This is a genomic window from Pontibacillus litoralis JSM 072002 (genome assembly GCF_000775615.1).
Taxonomy (GTDB): domain Bacteria; phylum Bacillota; class Bacilli; order Bacillales; family BH030062; genus Pontibacillus; species Pontibacillus litoralis.
In genome coordinates this window covers 27054-46528 of the sequence record NZ_AVPG01000003.1, presented here as the reverse complement: position 1 = coordinate 46528, position 19475 = coordinate 27054, and the positions used below count along the sequence as shown (strand labels likewise).

Sequence of the window (19475 nt, the reverse complement as noted above, 5' to 3'; positions counted from 1 at the left end):
TTGACAGAAAACATTTCGTGTATTACACTTACAAACAAGTTTAGTTGAGCTTAGTTTAGTTGAGAATGAGAGAGTAGAGTTGAGGTAAGAGTAGAGAACAGTTGAGACAGTATGAGTAGAGTAAGCCATAACTAGGTGGCTTATTTCCCCATCTGTAAATCCTCGACAATCTCATTCTCCATCCCAAATGGAGAGGTGAGAACAAATGAAAGATTTTCCACATTTTTTGCAGGAGTCGTATGCCTATCGTACGGTTCCACTAACGTATCAAGTGTATAGTGATACGTTAACTCCCATACAATTATATGAACAGCTACGGGAAGACGCTGTTTATTTGTTAGAAAGTGGAGACCCTACTTCTAGTTGGTCCCGCTACTCCTTTATCGGTTTACATCCCTTTATAACAATTGAAGAACGAGCTGGCCAGATAACAATTTTCGATAAGGATAATCAATCGGAGCGTTTCGCAGCGACTATTCAACAGGCGTTTGATGATACGTTTCGTCAATTACAAGTTTTACTGCCTGCTACACCGCTTCCTTTTCAAGGGGGAGGGGTAGGATTTGTGTCTTATGATGCCATTTCTGACATGGAGAAGGTAGATGTCCATTTGGCAAACGACATGAATATGCCACATTATCATTTTTTATTCTGCCGAACGTTGCTCGTCTTTGATCATGAGCAGCATACGTTGGACATCATTCATTTTGTACGTCTCCAGGAAGATGATGGAGACGACGCGCGGTTTATTCGGTATGAAGAAGGTGTTCGTCACATAGAGGAAATTATAAAGAAATTGAGGGAGAAGAAGCCGTCTGTGTGTTTGTTTTCTGCTCGAGAGTACCATTCTATTCCGATTGAAAAAGTAACTACCAATTACCCGAAGCAAGATTTTGTTCGTGATGTAGAGGTGTTGAAGAATTACATTCGTGCAGGGGACATTTTTCAAGCTGTATTATCGCAGCGTTTCTCTAAGCGCGTTTCGGTAGATGGCTTGCAATTGTATCGCGTCCTTCGGCGTAGAAATCCTTCCCCTTACATGTTTTATTTAACGTATCAAGGTTATGAGATCATCGGCAGTTCCCCGGAGCGGCTTATTCGTGTGCGGCATAATGAAATGGAAATTCATCCGATTGCTGGAACGAGGCGGAGAGGAGCAACGAGAGAAGAGGATGATCAATTCGCTAAAGAGTTAATGCATGATGAAAAAGAGTTAGCGGAGCACTTTATGCTTGTCGACCTTGCTCGTAATGATATTGGGAGAGTTGCTTCTTATGGCTCTGTGCACGTTCCGGTTTTAACGGAAGTAACTCGTTTCTCTCAAGTCATGCATATTATTAGTAAAGTAACAGGAGAGCTTAGAGAGGGAATTCACCCAATCGAAGCGTTTCAGGCCGCTTTTCCAGCAGGTACATTATCAGGTGCACCAAAAATTCGAGCGATGGAAATATTGCAGCAGCTTGAACCAACTGCACGCAACGTATATGGCGGTGGAATTGTCTATTTCGGCTATGATGGCACCTTAGATTCTTGTATTGCAATACGGACGATTGTGCTAAAAGACCAGGTAGCTTACGTTCAAGCAGGAGCTGGCATCGTAGCAGATTCTAATCCGATTAAAGAGTGGGAAGAAACAGTGAATAAAGCGAAAGCATTGCTACAAACCATTGATGATGCCGAGCAATTATTCCGTGATGAGAATGAGGTGCAGCAATATGCTTAAAGGTATCCTAGCGGAATTAATTGAGGGAAAAACGTTGTCTGAACAAGAGGCCTTCCTTGTCATGGACGACGTTATGCGAGGGCAGGTGGATTCCACGCAAATCACAAGTTTGTTATCTATATTGCGTATGCGCGGAGAATCAGTTGAGGAACTGATTGGTTTTACGAAAGGCTTGCGTCGCCATATGCGAACCATTCAGCATGATGAGAATGTGCTTCTGGATACGTGTGGCACAGGTGGAGATGGTCTATCAACGTTTAATATCTCGACAACAGTGGCTATCGTCTTAGCTTCTTTGCAAGTCAAAGTAGCCAAACACGGCAATCGAAAAGTTTCTTCATCAAGCGGAAGTGCAGATGTGCTAGAAAGGTTAGGGATTCCTATTGATACGACACCAGAGCAAGCTGCACATATGCTCCAGCAAAAAGGGATGACGTTTTTGTATGCGCCTTTGTATCACCAAGCTGTTCGACACGTTATTCCGGCTCGACAAGCATTAGGTTTTCGAACAGTGTTTAATGTGTTAGGACCATTGGCAAACCCCGCTAATTCACGGCATCAAATGATTGGGGTGTGGGATACATCTTTAGCTAAAAAAATGGCCGAGACGCTACGAGCCTTAGGTTCAAAACGTGTACTAATTGTAACAGGAGAAAATGGACTTGATGAATGCTCGATAACAGGAAGTACCAATATTGTGGAATTGAAACATGGTGAAATCAAACGATATGAACTCCATCCAGAAGAGGTTGGATTGCCAATAGGTACGCTTCGTGACATTCAAGTAGAGAATAGTGAACAAAGTGCTCAGTTAATGGCAGCGATTTTTCGTGGAAAGGGCAATGAAAGTGCACATAATATCGTTGTCATTAATGCTGGTGCAGCCTTATATACAGCGGATCAAGTTTCTACGATGAAAGAAGGAGTGGCCGTTGTGAAGCAGGCTTTACGAAATGGAACCGTCGCACATTATTACGAGCATTTACGTGGCAAGGAAGCAGGTCGTTGCTATGCTTAATGCCATTTTAGAACATAAGCGTGAAGAGGTGAAGCAGTTACAGCTACCAGCTCCCGAACGAGTAGAGCATTACTCATTCAGTAAGGCGCTATGCAATAGTATGTACCCACTTGGGTTAATAGCGGAAGTGAAGAAGGCCTCCCCGTCTAAAGGGATGATTCAATCTAACTTCCGCCCAGTAGAAACGGCGTTGTTGTATGAAAAAGCGGGTGCAAGTGCGATTTCTGTATTAACGGACAGACGTTTTTTTCAAGGGGACAATGCTTTCTTAACAGCGATTAAACGTGCTACTTCTCTTCCTGTATTACGGAAAGATTTCATTGTAGATGAGCGGCAAGTAGAAGAAAGTAAGCGTATTGGAGCGGATGCCATTTTATTAATTGGTGAAGCGATGGAGGCACATAAGCTGCATTATTTATATGAGGCGGCACGCTCTACTGGTTTAGAGGTGTTAGTAGAAGTACACAGTCGAGCGACATTAGAGAATGTTCTCGCCCTGTTTCAACCAGCGATTATTGGTATTAATAATCGCGACTTAACAACGTTTACAACAAGCATATTGCAAACAGCGTCTATAGCTCCTTCTATTCCTAATGGCTCGATTGTAGTAAGTGAAAGTGGAATAGCAACGAAAGAAGATGTTCAGCAGGTGCAAGCTTCAGGGGCACATGCGGTATTAATTGGCGAAGCGCTGATGCGAACTGTTCATCCGGTCAAACACATTGAAACGATTATGGGGAGTGATTAACATGCAAGTACCTAAAGTGAAGGTGTGTGGCAACAGGTCGTTACATGACGTACGGCTGACAAGTCAATCTGATGCATCCTATATTGGGTTTGTGTTCGCTCCAAGTAAACGAAACGTATCTTCAGAACAAGTAGCGCAATGGCTTCAACATATACCCCTGTTAGCGGATCAACGTGTCGTTGGTGTATTTGTTCATCCGACAATAGAACAGTTAGAACATGTATGTAGAACTGTGCCGTTACACATTATTCAGCTTCACGGTCATGAAACGGTTGCAGAAATATTACATGTTAAAGAACGTTTATCGATACCAATATGGAAAGCCATTCATCATGAAGAAGAATCGCTTACACACATGCGCTTATATGAAGGCATTGTGGATGCGTATGTAGTGGATACAAAGGAGGAACAATCTTGGGGCGGAACAGGCCAGCGTTTTGACTGGCAGGCGATCCCGTTTTATTTAGAAGAAGCTAGGAGGCAAGGTGTTCCGTGTTTTATCGCTGGAGGCATTAATGCAGACAACGTAGCAGAGGTGAAAGGTTACCAACCAGATGGTATTGATGTGGCTAGTGGGACAGAAACAGATGGGAAAAAAGATTACGAGAAATTAAATAAAATAGTAGGGGGAAACAATCATGTCTGTAACTTTTCCTGATGTGAACGGGAGATTTGGCGATTTTGGTGGGAAGTTCGTACCAGAAACATTAATAGTACCATTATTAGAAATAGAAGCCGCTCTTCAGAAAGCAATGAAGGATGATGGGTTTATAGAAACGTTTCATCAAGAGTTAAAAACGTATAGTGGTAGACCTACTCCTTTAACGTTTGCTAGCCAATTAACGCATGCTATTGGAGGTCCGAGCATTTATTTGAAACGAGAAGATTTAAACCATACTGGCGCACATAAATTGAATAACGCAATTGGGCAAGCATTGTTAGCGAAGCGTATGGGTAAGACGAAAATTATAGCAGAAACAGGTGCAGGTCAACACGGTGTAGCGGCCGCAACGGTAGCTGCTAAACTCGGTCTTAAGTGCAAAGTATTTATGGGAGAGAAGGATATCGAACGTCAGCAATTAAATGTTTTTAGAATGAAGCTACTTGGTGCAGAAGTGATTGCTGTATCTTCTGGAAGCAAAACGCTAAAAGATGCAACCAATGAAGCAATTAGACATTGGGTAGCGCATTGTGATGACGAATATTATTTAATTGGGTCTGTCGTTGGTCCTCATCCATATCCGAAGATGGTGCGAGATTTTCAGCGCATTATTGGTGATGAAACTATGGCACAGCTAGGTGGGGAAATCCCAGATCGAATCTATGCTTGTGTTGGTGGGGGAAGCAATGCGATGGGCATATTTTATCCATTTTTAAATAAAGAGGTAGAACTTGTTGGTGTGGAAGCAGCAGGTAAAGGTGTGCATTCCTCACATCACGCGGCTACATTAACGAAAGGCACTCCTGGAGTTATTCACGGTTCGATGACGTACTTACTTCAAGATGAATATGGGCAAATCGTTGAGCCATATTCGATTTCAGCGGGCTTAGATTATCCAGGTGTAGGACCTGAGCACGCTTACCTTCATAAGACAAAAGGGGTGCGATACGAAGCAGTTACCGATGACGAAGCGTTACAAGCGATTAAAACGTTGTCGCAAACAGAGGGAATCATTCCAGCAGTCGAAAGCGCTCATGCTATTGCTCAAGCGCTAAAAGAAGCAAATCAGCTTGAGCAACACCAAAGTATCGTCATAAATGTATCAGGACGTGGTGATAAAGATATGCATACAATTATGAATTATTTTAAAGGGGAGTTGGGAGCATGAAGCTAGCAAATTCCTCCGCATTTACACAACGATTAACGAAAATGGAGAAATTGTTTATTCCGTTCATGATGAGCGGTGATCCAACTCCAGAACTAACGATTGAACTGGCTTATACTTTACAGCAAAGCGGAGCAGATGTCATTGAATTAGGTGTTCCTTATTCAGACCCGCTTGCTGATGGTCCAACGATACAACGAGCAGCCTCACGCGCACTTGCTCAAGGAATGAACATTCAACGGGCGATGGAATTAGTTCCAAACATGAGAAAGAAAGGTGTTGAAATCCCGATTGTCCTGTTTACGTATTATAATCCAGTGCTTCAATATGGGATAGAGCGGCTTATGGAGCAGTTACAAGCCCATGAAATCGACGCTTTATTAGTGCCGGATATTCCTCTTGAACAAAGGGATGCTATTAGCGGTTTAGCTGAACAATACGGGATTCCACTTATTTCTCTCGTAGCACCGAATTCAGCGCAACGTGTTCAAACTATTGTAAAGCAAGCGAGTGGTTTTTTGTATTGTGTTTCTTCTTTAGGAGTTACAGGGGAAAGGACTGTGTTAAATCCAGATATTGTTGCCTTTCTAGCTCAAGTAAAACGACATAGCCATGTACCGGTAGCAGTTGGCTTCGGTATTTCTACTAATGAACAGGTAAAGTCCATATTTGAGCATGCTGATGGGGTCATTATCGGTAGTAAAATGATTAATATAATAGAAGAGAAGCGACAACAGCTAGTGCAAGAGGAAACGAGAGAAATGGCATTGCAACAAATAAAGAGAGAAATCATGCAGTTAGTTCAAGCATAGTTGAGGTGAGCAAATGATTTTAGTTATTGACAATTATGATTCTTTTTCTTATAACCTTGTTCAATATTTAGGAGAAATCCAACATGAGCTGAACGTCAGAAGAAACGATGAAGTGACAATTGCTGAAATAGAACAACTACAACCAAACATCATTGTTCTTTCACCAGGTCCATGCACGCCGAATGAAGCAGGAATTTGTCTAGATGTTGTAAGGAAATTTGCTGGTGTTATACCTATTCTTGGTGTATGCCTTGGACATCAGGCAATTGTTCAAGCCTTTGGAGGATCCATTTCTCGTGTTCAATCGTTGTACCATGGAAAAACATCACAAATCGATCATGATGGGGGGACGATTTACTCCAATTTACCTAATCCGTTAACGGTTGGGCGTTATCATTCATTAATTGCAACGGAGTCATCACTGCCAGCGTGTTTAACGATTACTGCAACAACCGATTGTGGAGAGATAATGGGAGTAAGACATGTAACAAAGCAAATAGAAGGTGTTCAATTTCACCCCGAGTCCATTTTAACGGAGCATGGAAAAAGGATTATTCATAACTTTGTAAAGTATTATCTACAAGAAAAAGCGTCTACAACATGAAATAAGCAATCTGGCGTGTAAACAAAGCGTGCCAGATTGCTTATTAAATAGGAAGAAGTGGCTGAAATAGAAAAAAGACCACTGAAAGGTATGAATTTTCTGAAAAATATGGTAGAATAAAGATGTTTAATTAAACAAATACTAGGGTATATCAAATAAATAGAAAGAATGGAGGTGTTTTGCATGGCTATATCCTCAAACCTTCTTGAATCGGATTTATCATTACTAAAAGCTATCTCTAAAGCTAAAATGAATAAAGAAGTAAACACAGAAGTATTTTTACGACAATTTCGGAAGGAGATGAAACTAGCAGCTCCGCAATGTTTAGTTGAATTAAGAAACAGAAGCTTTGTGGGGAGTGGGGATTATATCGTCAATAAGGATGGCGATTTTTTACTTTGTTCTGCAAATGGGCAATGTTCTAGAATTGATATTGAGTATGTATATGAGTTTTGCCGCGGGCGTTCCCAGCAGGTAGAAGACAATCATGTCCCCATGAAAAGAGTGAAATAGTAGAAAGCAAGAGGCGGAATTGTTACCATTCTAGCCTCTTGCTTTTTTAGTTTTTCATGTTAGGATCTAGTGCGTCACGTAAACCATCTCCCATTAAGTTAAACCCTAACACGGTCAACATAATGGCTAGCCCTGGGAAAATCATCGTCCATGGAGCTTGTACAAGGTATTGCTTCGAATCTGCCAACATCTTGCCCCAATCAACATCAGGGGATTGCGCGCCTAAACCGAGAAAGCTTAAGGCAGCGACTTCTATAATCGCTGTCGCAACAGCAAGAGTACCTTGAACAATAACGGGTGTCATGCTGTTGGGTAATATGTGGCGAAATAGAATACGAGCATCACTCATTCCAATCGACTTTGCTGATGTAATGTATTCCTCTTCTTTCACACTTAACACTTTTGATCGAATGAGTCTTCCAAAGTTAGGTACGTTAATAACGGCAATGGCAATAAGTGCATTCGTTAAGTCAGGACCAAGAATAGCCACAATAGCAATGGCTAATAGAATGCTAGGAAAAGCTAGTAATATATCGAATAGACGAGAGATAATGATGTCCACCCACTTGCCATAATAGCCAGCTAAAACGCCTAGTGTGCAACCTACAACAATGGACCCTGATACACAAATGAAACCGACCCATAAGGAAATTCTAGCTCCGTAAATAATGCGAGACAGAATATCACGACCGAAATCATCTGTACCTAACCAATGTTGAGAGGAAGGAGCTTGTAACCGTTCAGTTAAGCTCGTTTTATTATAATCATATGGCATCAGCCAAGGTGCGAAAATAGCCATCAGTATAAAGAATATGACGATACATAAGCCAACAATAGCGACTTTATTTTTCGTGAAACTTCTCCAAGCATCTTTCCATGGAGAGGTAACGATTTCTGATTGCATTTCCAAACTATGAGGTTGTGGTGATGCTGCAGGCGTTGTCATAGCTTCATCACTCCTTTCGTTAATGGTATTTAATGCGAGGATCTATGGCTGCATACAGTAAATCAACGATAAGATTAATGAAAACGAAAATAGTAGCAATTAATAGAATGCCAGACTGGATTACAGGATAATCGCGGTAATTAATGGCATCGTACAAGTATCTACCAATACCAGGCCAGCCGAAAATTGTTTCGGTTAAAATGGCTCCTCCAAGTAATAAACCGGTTTGTAAGCCGATTATAGTTAATACAGGAATGACGGAATTCTTCAAGGAATGTTTGTACACAACCCAAAAGTTGCTAAGTCCTTTCGCTCTAGCTGTCCGAATATAATTGGAATTCATCACTTCAAGCATAGATGACCTAGTAATACGAGCAATAATTGCCATTGGAATGGTTGCTAAAGCAATGCTAGGTAGTATTAAGTGCTTGACAATATCCCAAAAATGGGCGAAATCACCTTGAATGAACGTATCAATGACGTATAAATGTGTTACTGGTTCAATGACCGTAGAAGCGTCATAGCGTCCGGTAGAAGGTAACCAGTCTAATTGTACGGAGAATATATATTGTTCCATGAGTCCAAGCCAGAAAATGGGCATCGATACGCCAATTAGTGCGAAAATCATTGCTACGTAGTCAAACCAAGAGTTATGAAGCCAGGCGCTAATAATACCAGCATTTACTCCAACGACGATGGCAATAATCATAGCGACAACCGTCAGTTCAACTGTTGCCATTAAGTAAGGGAAAATTTCACTACTAATTGCAGACTTCGTTTTAATGGATGTGCCAAGGTCTCCTTGCAAAAGACTACCAACATAATCGAAGTATTGAATATACCATGGTTGATCAAGTCCTAATTGTTGTTCTACCTCTGCAATAGACTCGGCGGTAGCTCGTTGTCCGAGAATTACTTGAGCAGGATTACCAGGAATCAGATAAATAATCGAAAAAACGAGTATACTCATACCTATTAGAACAGGAATAAGCATGAAAGTTCTTCGTATCGCATAAGAAAGCATTCTTCACACCTCTTTCTATAAGGAAAGGGACTGCCCTTTAGCAAGACAGCCCCTAATTGTGACTACTTGAACTCTACGTTCGTTACAGCTTCCGACCCAGTAGGGTGAGGGATATATCCAGATATTTCTTTTTTAGCAGCTACAACTGGTGTAGAATGAACGAGTGGTATCCAAGGAGCATCCTCGTGAATTATTTCTTGTGCTTCTTTATATAATTCATTTCGTTTTTCTTGTTCGGTAATCGTTTGTGCTTCAATTAATATATCGTGAAGCTTATCGTTGGCATAATACGAGTAGTTGTTACTGCCAATGCTATCTTTATCAAGCAGTGTGTAAATGAAATTATCAGGGTCTCCATTATCACCAGTCCAGCCAAGTAAGAAAGCATCAAAGTCTCCAGTTCTTGCTTTCTCCAAATAAGTTGCCCAGTCTGCTGTCTGTAAATTGGCTGTTACCCCAATTTCTGCAAAGCTTTGCTGGATGACTTCGGCAATCTTTTGACCTTCTGGGATATATGGACGTGGTACGGGCATATACCATAAGTCAAACTCAAATCCATCTTCATAACCTGCTTCAGCTAATAGTTGCTTTGCCTTTTCTATATCATACTTATAATCTTCAATGTCATCGTTGTATCCTTCAATACTTGGAGGCATAACCGTTTTTGCTGGTTCAGCTAATCCGCCATAGAAAGCGTCTATAATTTCCTGCTTAGGGACGGCATGACTTAAAGCTTGACGTACCTTTTTATCTGCCATCGGTGTGTCACGGTTCACAGTAAAGCTTAAGTAACCAATATTCATGGAAGGACGTTCTAATAATTGAAGGTTCGGATCTTCTTCTATTCGTTGCACGTCAGATGGATTCACTCCATCAATTAAATCAACTTCCCCAGTCATGAGTGCATTTAATCGAGCGGAGTTTTCTGGAATGACCGTATAGATGACTTCGTTTAATTTAGGCAATCCTTCTAGTCGGTACTCTTCATTCTTCTCTAACACAATACGTTCGTTACGTTTCCATTCTTTAAATTTAAAAGGACCAGTTCCTACTGGATTTTCTGTGAACTTATCACCATGCTCTTTGACTGCTGCTGGACTAGCCATGCCAAAAGGTGTCATGGCGATATTTTTTAAGAAAGGAGCTTGCGGACGATTTAGTGTAAATGTCACCGTGTACTCATCAGCAGCTTTAACCTCTTTAATAACATGTCCTTCTTCTCCTTTATAGCCACCAAACATGGTGTAATAGGGAAACTGTTCGGCATCTCCATTCATCCAACGCTCGAAGTTAAATACAACCGCTTCTGCGTTAAAATCTGTGCCATCGTGGAATTTAACACCTTCTTCAAGCATGAATGTGTACGTCAATCCATCTTCAGATACTTCCCACTCTTTCGCAAGGCCTGGTGTAATTTCGGTGCTATCTTCTTTATAGTTTAATAGCGTTTCAAAGATGTTCTCCGTTACGCGGAACGTTTCACCTTCAGTTGTTGTAATGGGATCTAATGCGGTAGAGTCACCGCCTCGAGCATAAATGAGCGTATCTTTTGATGATGAACTGTCTTGACTTACTTGCGTATCCTTTTCTTCTGTTTGTTCTTCTGTTTCATCTGTGGATGTTTCTTCTTCTCCGTTATTACTACAGCCAACTAAGGCTAAAGCAAGGAGAAAAACGAAAAACATAGCAAACAGGTTAAATCGTTTTAACATAAATAATCCCCCTCAAAAATATAATTTATCAAGCATGCGCTTCCCTTTCGTTATATAAATGGCAAGCAACATAATGATCTGGTTTCACTTCTTGGTATGTAGGTCGTGATGACGTGCAAATATCCATACAAGATGGACAGCGGGTATGAAAGGCACACCCTTGTGGTGGATTAGAAGGACTAGGCATTTCTCCTGATAAAATGTTTTCATCTTGTGCTGGAATCGTCGGGTCGGGAATAGGTACAGATGCAAGTAATGATTGGGTGTACGGATGGAGCGGCTCTTCGTATAAAGTAGTACTAGGTGCTAGTTCAACTAACCTGCCTAAATACATAACTCCTACGCGATCACTAATATGGCGAACGACGCCTAAATCATGGGCAATAAAAATGTACGTTAAGTCAAAGGATTTCTGTAAATCTTTAAGTAGGTTTAGTACTTGAGCTTGAATGGAAACGTCTAGTGCAGATACCGGTTCATCAGCAATAATGAGCTTAGGATGGGTCATCAAGGCGCGTGCAATACCGATTCGTTGTCGTTGTCCACCGCTAAACTGGTGGGGGTATCTCTTGGCGTGATACGAATCCAAACCAACGACTGTCAGCATGTCTTGGACCATTTTTTTTCGTTGTGCTTTATTTTGCACGCCGTGTACAATTAGCGGTTCTTCTAAAATTTTCTCAACGGTATGTCGTGGATTCAATGAAGCGTATGGGTCTTGAAAGATGAGCTGCATTTCTTTGCGTCGTTGCTTCATCTCTTTTTTTGAAATCGATGTGATGGATGTATTTTCAAATAAAATTTCTCCATCTGTTTGTTCAATAAGCTGTAGCAAAACGCGTCCTGTGGTAGATTTACCGCAGCCACTTTCTCCTACTAAACCGAGGGTTTCCCCTTTATAAACGGAGAACGTTACATCATCGACAGCTTTTACTTCCCCAGTTTGTCGCTTTAAAATGCCCCCATAAATAGGGAAATATTTCTTTAGATGTTGTACCTCAAGTAACGGTTGTTTCATGTCTAGGCTCTCCTTCCTTATCGTATAGGAAGCAACGCACTTCATGAGGCTTCTCTTCTGTTTCATAAATGGGTGGTGTCTCTGTAAAGCATTGATCCATTGCTAGTTCACAACGAGGAGCAAAACGACAACCTTGTTGAATAGAGCCTGGTTTAGGAACATTACCTGGTATCGAGTAAAGCCGATCTGTTTTGGAACGTATATTCGGAACAGAGGCTAATAATCCTTTCGTGTACGGATGCTTCGGATTTTGGAAAAGAGTGACACAATCGGTTTGCTCTACAATTTTTCCGGCATACATCACGACGACACGATCACATACTTCCGCTACTACACCGAGATCGTGGGTAATAAGCATAATAGAAGTTTCCATCGTTTTATTCAATTTCTTCATTAATTGTAGTATTTGCTTTTGAATGGTTACATCAAGAGCGGTAGTCGGTTCATCTGCAATTAATAGTTTTGGGTCACAAAGCATAGCCATCGCAATCATGACACGTTGTCGCATTCCACCAGATAGTTCATGAGGGTACGCGTTCATTAAGGATTCCGCTCTTGGAAGGCCGACAAGCTTGAGCATTTCGATTGCCCGAAGTTTACATTTCTTGTGTTTCCAATTTCGATGGGTGCGAATTGCTTCTATTAATTGATTACCGATTTTGAACAAAGGATTGAGCGATGTCATAGGCTCTTGAAAAATCATCGCAATTTCATCTCCACGAATGGAACGCATTTGTTGCTCGGAGGCATCAACTAGTTCCTCTCCTTGGAATAGAATGCTTCCGGATTTTATTTTGCCTGGGGGAGAAGGGACGAGACCCATAATGGAAAGCGAGGTTACACTTTTCCCACAACCTGATTCACCTACCACTCCGAGAATTTCCCCGTTATTAATATGAAAGTCTATGTGATCAACTGCTGGGATTTCCCCTTCATCTGTAAAAAAGGAAGTGCATAGTCCTTCTATTTGTAATAATGGCACTTCTCATCACCACTTTCCTATATGCTAGTAAGTTATAACTGTAAATCTATTCAAGCATATAAAGAACATAGAAGTCAACACTATTTTCGGAAAATTACATAAATTCAGATAATTAGAGTGGATTTGCTATAATTATTCGACGAGCTTCGATGCATTCTATAGGTGAATAAGTAGAAGGAACGTAAAGAAGAGAAACGGGTCTTTTCCAGTGCGTACGAGATGAAGTTGGCAAACGCATTAAATAATTTGTAGAAACAGGAGAATAGATGAAATATGTAAAAGCCAGTGAAAGGAATAATTCGTGTATTGACAAATATTCGTAAATCTCCTAAACTAATTGTTACGAAGTTCATTAGGGGCATTAGCTCAGCTGGGAGAGCGCTTGCATGGCATGCAAGAGGTCAGCGGTTCGAGCCCGCTATGCTCCATTATAAAGGAAGATGCGTAATCTCTTTTGTTTTAAAAAAGAGATTGCGCATTTTTTTATTGGGTTTGTGTGGCGGGATTCGAGATTTGTGCGCGGAACTCGGAGGTTTGTGCTCGAAAATTGGGGTTTGTGAGTCAAAATACTATGCGCTTCAACTCAGAGTGAAACGAAATTGTAGCAGGATTTTGGAAGAAAAACTATAATATAGTATTATAAATCTTAAAATTCGGAACTTTTCCGTGTAAAAGGGGGTTCGACTTGAAAATGAAAATACTTAAGGTTTGCACTCATGTTATTATTTTGTTTTTGTTCTATTATACTGGTGTGTTTATTCAAACGACATTTCAGTTGTATGTACCAGGCAGTATTATCGGAATGGTTCTGCTTTTTATTGCATTATCTACCAAAATAGTTAAAGTAGATTGGATTGAGGAGGGGGCAGGAATGCTTGTTAAACATTTACCCCTTCTTTTTATTCCGGTGACAGTCGGTATTATTCAATATTTAGATGTGTTTGCTGGTAAAGGGATGTTTCTAATTGTTATGGCTTTGTTAAGTACATTTATGGTCATGATCGGAGCTGGAATGACGAGTCAATGGTTAATGCGAAAGAGGGAGCATGAGTATGAATAATTTTATGATAGGTATCATGGGGCTAATTCTCACTCTAGGTGTTTATTTTATGGCTAGTAAAATGTATTTCGTTTTATCGAATCCATTCACGTTACCGATTTTAACGTCAACAATTGTGATTGTAGTCCTGTTACTAGTAACCCATATATCATATGAAACGTATATGGTAGGTGGTCAATGGATTGATAGGTTGCTCGGACCTGCTGTTGTAGCGCTTGGTTATCCTTTATATAAGCAGTGGCCTACGTTAAAGAAGTACTTATGGAATATCATCTCGAGTGTTACGGTTGGTGCAATAATTGGTGTTATAACAGGAATTTTGTTAGCGAAGTGGTTCGATTTAGATGATTTTATTATGTATTCAATGGTTCCAAAGAATACGACAACTCCTGTAGCGATGTCCATAGCCGAAACGATAGGGGGAGTTCCTTCGATGACGGCTGTATTTGTTATGATTGCTGGAATTGGAGGTGCAGTCATGGGTCCCATTGTTATGAAGTGGGGCAGAATTCAACATTATCTTGGTAAAGGAATTGGTATGGGCAGTGCATCTCATGCGATAGGTACTGCTCGAGCAATGAAAAATAGTGAAGAAGAAGGGACGGTAAGTACAGTAGCCATGATTGTTTGTGCAATCGTTTTGTCCCTGATTGCTCCTTTATCTGTGAAAATATTTTTATAAAAAAATCCATAATTAGTGGGATTTCTTAATAAGGAAAAAAATGAAAATGTCGAAAAACATCGAAAAAAATCAGGACTTCATAAAAATTTCATCAATTAGGGATGAATCCCATGGAGGTTTAATGGTACTATATTACTGTAAAGCAATCACTTTCCGATAAATGCGAGAAAAAGCAATAGGAGAATGGTACTTCTAATGCGGATTTTGTCGAATCAATGTAACGGGATAGGGAGGGAGATCTATGCCCGAAATTGACGAGTGTATTCGTGAATCCAAATATAATTGCAAAACATTATATCAATTAGATCCAGCAATTCCCCCGAAATTAACAGTAGGATTAACTGAAGAACAGTTACATTCAAAGAAAACATCATATGCACATGTTTTGCACGTCGTGCGACATTTCATGCAAAAAGCGATTCAATACATGAACGGCACACCAACCTTTATCGTAGTAACAGATAATGACGGCTATTTATTAGAATCATATGGTGATCAAAGTATTAAAAATATAGTAGATTCATTAGGCATTTCACCTGGAATTAAAGCCGAAGAAAGTAATATGGGGACAAATTCTATTTGTTTGGCTTTAAAATATAATGAACCGATCGCCATTACTGGAGAGGACCACTATCATGAATGCTTATCTGGAGTAGCTTGTTATTCTGTCCCTTTTAGCGACTCACCTGAGAAAACGATAGCCGGAACCATATCGATTATGACTACGATTAATTACGCAAGTGAGCTTCATTTAGGCTTATTGTCATCAGCAGTAGATTCCATTGAGCGAGAATTGCTTCTGCAAGAAAAGAATCAACAACTTCATCTACTAATTGAAGCAATGATTAATTCCACCCCTTTAGGCATCATTATGGTGGATTATGATGGAAATGTATTAGAATTTAATGAGCAAGCAGAAGAAATTACAGGCATTTGTAGAAGTAGTGCGATAGGCAAAGAAGTAAAGCTTCTTGATGGTATAGGAGAACATATTCAAAACGTAGTGAGAAATGAAGAAGAAATTAAGAATATGGATTTAACCATTGTGCAGCATGGTACAAACAATAAACAAAGCTGTTTAGTGGATGTGCTACCACTGTTTAATAAATCCAATCAAACCATTGGCGCATTTGCCCAACTTAGAGATATCACATGTTACTATGCGCTACAAAAACAAGTCATTGAATCTGAAAAACTATCTGCCATCGGCAAATTGGGCGCAGGCTTAGCTCACGAAATAAGAAATCCTTTAACTTCTATTATCGGATTAACTCAATTATTAAAAGCTGATTTAGAAGGTAATCACTATTTGAATATTATAACCACAGAATTAGAGAGAGTGAAGAATCTCGTAAATCAGTTTGTTTCATTAGGTAAACCTACGACATTAAACCGGGAGCAATACAGCATCTACAAATTAGTGGAAGAAACTGTTCATTTAATGAATAGCAATTCGTCAATCCATACGATTCACATACGAAGCGAGAATAACGATGATTCACTAACTGCGTTTATTGATAAATCTAAAATTAAACAAGTGTTAATTAACTTTATTAAGAATGCAATAGAAGCAATGCCAGATGGAGGAGTTATATATATTCATTTGACTTACGATGACAACGAAGTATACGTTTCTGTTGAAGATAAGGGGGAAGGGATGACACAGGAAGAAATACACCAAATCTCTACGCCATTTTTCACAACAAAAGAAGGTGGACTTGGCATGGGATTACCTATTTGCTTTGACATTGTAAAATCTCATCATGGTGAGGTACATATAGATTCAAAGAAATATGAAGGAACTACAATTTGTATGAGTTTACCAATTTATTATAATAAGTAATGTTGAAAAGGACGCAAATTAAGCGTCCTTTTTATTGTATAGCTGTTCTTTTATTCTTAGTAATTTGTAATAATTTATATTTTTGGAAGGTATTTTAACGATAAAAATCTAACATAGTATGTATCCGTTTTCTATTTTCAATCTGCTTAGGTGCAAGATTATCCACCTAAACTAGGGTGTTATTTCCATTGTTGTAAATAAAGTGAATTAAATATATTCAGGAGGTACTCTATGATTAACGTACTAGTAGTAGACGATCATGGTGTGTTACGGGAAGGTATTTGTGAAGTATTGAAGTTGGAACAATCAGTTCAGGTGGTATCACAAGCGGCTAATGGAAAGGAAATGAAAAGACAACTTAATCGAAGTAATCCAGATGTTATTTTGTTAGATATTCATTTAAAAGATGCATGTGGAATTGAATTAGTGAAGTACATAAGGGAGAATGTTGAACCTTGTAAAATATTAATACTTACGATGTCAGATGAGGAATACTGGATGAAAGCGGCTTTTGATGCAGGAGTAGATGGATATTTATTAAAAGAGAGCACGGGTGAAGACTTGATACGAGCTATAAAAAGCGTAATGAATGGTGATTGTATCGTTTCTCCTTCTATGACCAAGAAATTGCTAACTAGACACTATACTAAAAAAGAAGAATCAACATTAACCAGTCGAGAAAAGGAGGTATTGAGACTCTTAACTAAAGGATTGCGGAATAAAGAAATAGCGAATAGGTTATTCATTAGTGATCAAACAGTTAAAATTCATATAAGCAACATTTTTAGAAAGTTTAATGTAAACAGTAGATCACAAGCGATTGTATATGCAGTAGAACAAAATATGACCTCCTAAAAAGCCCTTAAATTAAGGGGTTTTTTTTATGAAATATATCACTTATCTAGTAAGTTTTTGTGCCTATATAACCAAAATATACTAGGCTAACTTAGCGTATAGGTATTATAAAATTACAACCATTGGGTAATATCGAAAAAAAACCAAATATTCAATAATAAAGGTAACGTAAAATATACGCAGAGTATTAAAGGAAGTGATTGTATTTAACTTGTTATATAATAAGATTTTTTTGAAAAATGAAATAATAATTGCGGAAGTGTGTTTAATTGTATTCTTAATTTCTCAACTAGTCACACAAACTGGAGCAAGCTTTATAGATCAGGAAGTAGAAATGATGTCGGCTTCAACAGCTTCAATCTTCCCAAATGTAATGAAAAGTGAAGTGGAGAAGTCGACACACTCTCTGCGAAAAGCACAAGAATTGTACACATCTATAATGGATAAAGATGTATCAGAGCCTAGTATAAAGAAGATAGAATCTGAAATTACGCGTGTGAAAGAAATTAAAAAGAATCTATTACAGGAAGTTAGTGAAGTGAAACGTATATATCAATCTTATTCAAGCATACACGTAGCTGACAAACAATCGCTTTCCTATGTATCGTCAGGGATCGCTCAATTAAAAAGTAATGCAAGTAAAGTGGATCAATTAAAGCTTGATTTAATGGATGATAAGCTCCAAAAGTTGAAACACAAGCAAACACAATGGACTCAACAACAAGAACAAGAATTATCCACAAAAGTCGAGGGGAAAAAGGAAAATATACAACCAGAAAAAGAGCAACAATCTCAAAGAGATGAGAAAAACGTTACAAAATCAAAAGAAAATGAAAAAGAAACTACTGCAGATAAACAGAATGATTCTATAAATAGAAAAGAGGGAGATAACGTTGAAGAAAGTACTGAAATATAGTTTTTCAATGATTGGATTATTACTCATCGTTTGTCTGACAGTTTTCGTTGTATCAGTAAAGGCAAGTGGGGGGGAGCCAACATTAATGGGCTATCAATTTAAAAGTGTATTATCTGGATCAATGGAACCGACTTTTCAGACGGGATCCTTAATAATCATAAAGCAAACGAAGGATGGAAAAGGACATAATCGAGGGGATGTCATCACTTTTGTAGATAAGAACGATCATATTGTTACACACCGAATAACGGAAGTAAAGCAGGCGGGCAAAGAGAAGGTTTATACAACGAAAGGTGATAATAATGATGGTGTCGATGTAGAACCTGTTTTTTCAAATAACGTGATAGGGGAATATACAGGATTCACCATTCCGTATGTCGGATATATCGTGCAGTATGCTAGTTCAAACATTGGTTCGGCGCTTTTATTATTCGTACCAGGCGCATTGTTGTTTCTGCATGGCATGTTAACCTTCCGTAAGGCTGTTCGAACTTTTAAAGAAGAATATGGTTCAGCATCACAAACCTAGGTAAGTTACTTTTATGTATGGTTCATAAGAGTACAAATATACATGTAGGAGGAATCTATCATGGATTTTCTAAAGAAAGTAGGCGCTGGAGTAGTTACAGCATCATTAGGCTTATCATTGATGGGAGGGGGGACATATGCATACTTTAGTGACTCTGAAACGACCAATAATACATTTGGCATGGGGACGTTAGATTTGTCGGTTGATCCAACTGCCATTGTAGAAGTGGACAATTTAAAACCGGGAGACACCGTTATGCGTGAATTTGTACTGGCAAACGAAGGAACGTTAAACATTGAAGCTATTCATCTATTAACAGATTACGTTGTCAATGATGTGGAAGGCGACAACGGGGAAGAAGATTTGGGGAAACATATACGCGTCAACTTTATGTGGAATTGGGATAAAGAAAGTGAACCAATCTTTGAAACGACGTTAAGTGAATTAAAGTCAATGGATCCTGATGTTGTGAAGAAAGATATTTTTGATCCACTTTGGGAGCAACATGGAGGCCTTGATGTTGGAATGGAGAACACGTTATGGGTTGAATTTGAGTTTGTAGATAATGGTGAAGATCAGAATATGTTTCAAGGTGATGACTTACAGCTAGAGTGGAACTTTAACGCAAAGCAAACAGATAGTGAAGAAAAATAAAGATAAAGAT

20 protein-coding genes and 1 tRNA gene are annotated in these 19475 nt (G+C 39.3%); 16 read left to right on the top strand and 5 right to left on the bottom strand.

What is annotated here, in order from left to right:
- The first annotated feature begins 205 nt into the window (after positions 1-205).
- The 8 genes from trpE to N784_RS03665 all read left to right on the top strand — a co-directional run bounded on the left by trpE (position 206) and on the right by N784_RS03665 (position 7244).
- Positions 206-1723 (top strand): anthranilate synthase component I, encoded by a 1518-nt coding sequence (gene trpE, locus N784_RS03700; RefSeq protein ID WP_036832453.1) that lies wholly within the window; start codon positions 206-208, stop codon positions 1721-1723.
- Positions 1716-2741: an anthranilate phosphoribosyltransferase gene (trpD, locus tag N784_RS03695; protein WP_036832452.1), complete on the top strand. Its 1026-nt coding sequence runs from the start codon at positions 1716-1718 to the stop codon at positions 2739-2741. The genes trpE and trpD overlap by 8 nt, the downstream gene beginning before the upstream one ends.
- Positions 2734-3489 carry an indole-3-glycerol phosphate synthase TrpC gene (gene trpC, locus N784_RS03690; RefSeq protein WP_036832451.1) on the top strand — a complete coding sequence of 252 codons (756 nt, stop codon included), beginning with the start codon at positions 2734-2736 and terminating at the stop codon, positions 3487-3489. The genes trpD and trpC overlap by 8 nt, the downstream gene beginning before the upstream one ends.
- Position 3490: 1 nt before the next feature.
- A complete protein-coding gene (locus N784_RS03685; protein ID WP_036832449.1) occupies positions 3491-4147 on the top strand; it encodes a phosphoribosylanthranilate isomerase in 657 nt (218 codons plus the stop codon).
- Positions 4128-5318, top strand: coding sequence for a tryptophan synthase subunit beta (gene trpB, locus N784_RS03680; protein ID WP_036832447.1), 1191 nt, complete (start codon positions 4128-4130; stop codon positions 5316-5318). Before N784_RS03685 ends, trpB begins: the two co-directional genes overlap by 20 nt.
- The gene (trpA, locus tag N784_RS03675; RefSeq protein ID WP_052127113.1) at positions 5315-6127 is read left to right on the top strand and encodes a tryptophan synthase subunit alpha; all 813 of its coding nucleotides are present in this window, start codon (positions 5315-5317) and stop codon (positions 6125-6127) included. Before trpB ends, trpA begins: the two co-directional genes overlap by 4 nt.
- Positions 6128-6140: 13 nt before the next feature.
- Entirely contained in the window at positions 6141-6731 is a 591-nt protein-coding gene (locus N784_RS03670) for an anthranilate synthase component II (protein WP_036832445.1), read from the top strand.
- A 183-nt stretch (positions 6732-6914) separates the two neighbouring features.
- Positions 6915-7244 (top strand): hypothetical protein, encoded by a 330-nt coding sequence (locus N784_RS03665; protein ID WP_036832443.1) that lies wholly within the window; start codon positions 6915-6917, stop codon positions 7242-7244.
- A 46-nt stretch (positions 7245-7290) separates the two neighbouring features.
- Here N784_RS03665 and nikC read toward each other — a convergent pair whose 3' ends face one another.
- The 5 genes from nikC to N784_RS03640 all read right to left on the bottom strand — a co-directional run bounded on the left by nikC (position 7291) and on the right by N784_RS03640 (position 12926).
- Positions 7291-8190 carry a nickel transporter permease gene (gene nikC / locus N784_RS03660; RefSeq protein ID WP_036832441.1) on the bottom strand — a complete coding sequence of 300 codons (900 nt, stop codon included), beginning with the start codon at positions 8188-8190 and terminating at the stop codon, positions 7291-7293.
- A gap of 19 nt (positions 8191-8209) precedes the next feature.
- The gene (locus N784_RS03655; protein WP_036832439.1) at positions 8210-9214 is read right to left on the bottom strand and encodes an ABC transporter permease; all 1005 of its coding nucleotides are present in this window, start codon (positions 9212-9214) and stop codon (positions 8210-8212) included.
- 62 nt (positions 9215-9276) lie between these two features.
- A complete protein-coding gene (locus tag N784_RS03650) occupies positions 9277-10926 on the bottom strand; it encodes an ABC transporter substrate-binding protein (RefSeq protein ID WP_036832436.1) in 1650 nt (549 codons plus the stop codon).
- A 28-nt stretch (positions 10927-10954) separates the two neighbouring features.
- Entirely contained in the window at positions 10955-11944 is a 990-nt protein-coding gene (locus N784_RS03645; RefSeq protein WP_036832433.1) for an ABC transporter ATP-binding protein, read from the bottom strand.
- Positions 11925-12926 carry an ABC transporter ATP-binding protein gene (locus N784_RS03640; protein WP_036832430.1) on the bottom strand — a complete coding sequence of 334 codons (1002 nt, stop codon included), beginning with the start codon at positions 12924-12926 and terminating at the stop codon, positions 11925-11927. Before N784_RS03640 ends, N784_RS03645 begins: the two co-directional genes overlap by 20 nt.
- Positions 12927-13281: 355 nt before the next feature.
- Between N784_RS03640 and N784_RS03635 the strand changes: the two genes are divergently transcribed.
- The 8 genes from N784_RS03635 to N784_RS03600 all read left to right on the top strand — a co-directional run bounded on the left by N784_RS03635 (position 13282) and on the right by N784_RS03600 (position 19465).
- Positions 13282-13354 (top strand) — tRNA-Ala (locus tag N784_RS03635).
- Between the two features lie 263 nt (positions 13355-13617).
- Positions 13618-13986, top strand: a complete 369-nt coding sequence (locus N784_RS03630; RefSeq protein WP_036832736.1) for a CidA/LrgA family protein — start codon at positions 13618-13620, stop codon at positions 13984-13986.
- Positions 13973-14668 carry an LrgB family protein gene (locus N784_RS03625; protein WP_332307838.1) on the top strand — a complete coding sequence of 232 codons (696 nt, stop codon included), beginning with the start codon at positions 13973-13975 and terminating at the stop codon, positions 14666-14668. Before N784_RS03630 ends, N784_RS03625 begins: the two co-directional genes overlap by 14 nt.
- Positions 14669-14909: 241 nt before the next feature.
- Positions 14910-16511: an ATP-binding protein gene (locus N784_RS03620; protein ID WP_052127112.1), complete on the top strand. Its 1602-nt coding sequence runs from the start codon at positions 14910-14912 to the stop codon at positions 16509-16511.
- Positions 16512-16742: 231 nt separating this feature from the next.
- On the top strand, positions 16743-17366 hold the full coding sequence (locus N784_RS03615; RefSeq protein ID WP_036832424.1) for a response regulator transcription factor: 624 nt from the start codon (positions 16743-16745) through the stop codon (positions 17364-17366).
- A 196-nt stretch (positions 17367-17562) separates the two neighbouring features.
- Positions 17563-18282, top strand: coding sequence for a hypothetical protein (locus tag N784_RS03610; protein ID WP_198134388.1), 720 nt, complete (start codon positions 17563-17565; stop codon positions 18280-18282).
- A 7-nt stretch (positions 18283-18289) separates the two neighbouring features.
- On the top strand, positions 18290-18811 hold the full coding sequence (gene sipW / locus N784_RS03605) for a signal peptidase I SipW (protein ID WP_156965165.1): 522 nt from the start codon (positions 18290-18292) through the stop codon (positions 18809-18811).
- Between the two features lie 60 nt (positions 18812-18871).
- Positions 18872-19465, top strand: a complete 594-nt coding sequence (locus N784_RS03600; RefSeq protein ID WP_036832417.1) for a CalY family protein — start codon at positions 18872-18874, stop codon at positions 19463-19465.
- Positions 19466-19475: the final 10 nt, after the last annotated feature.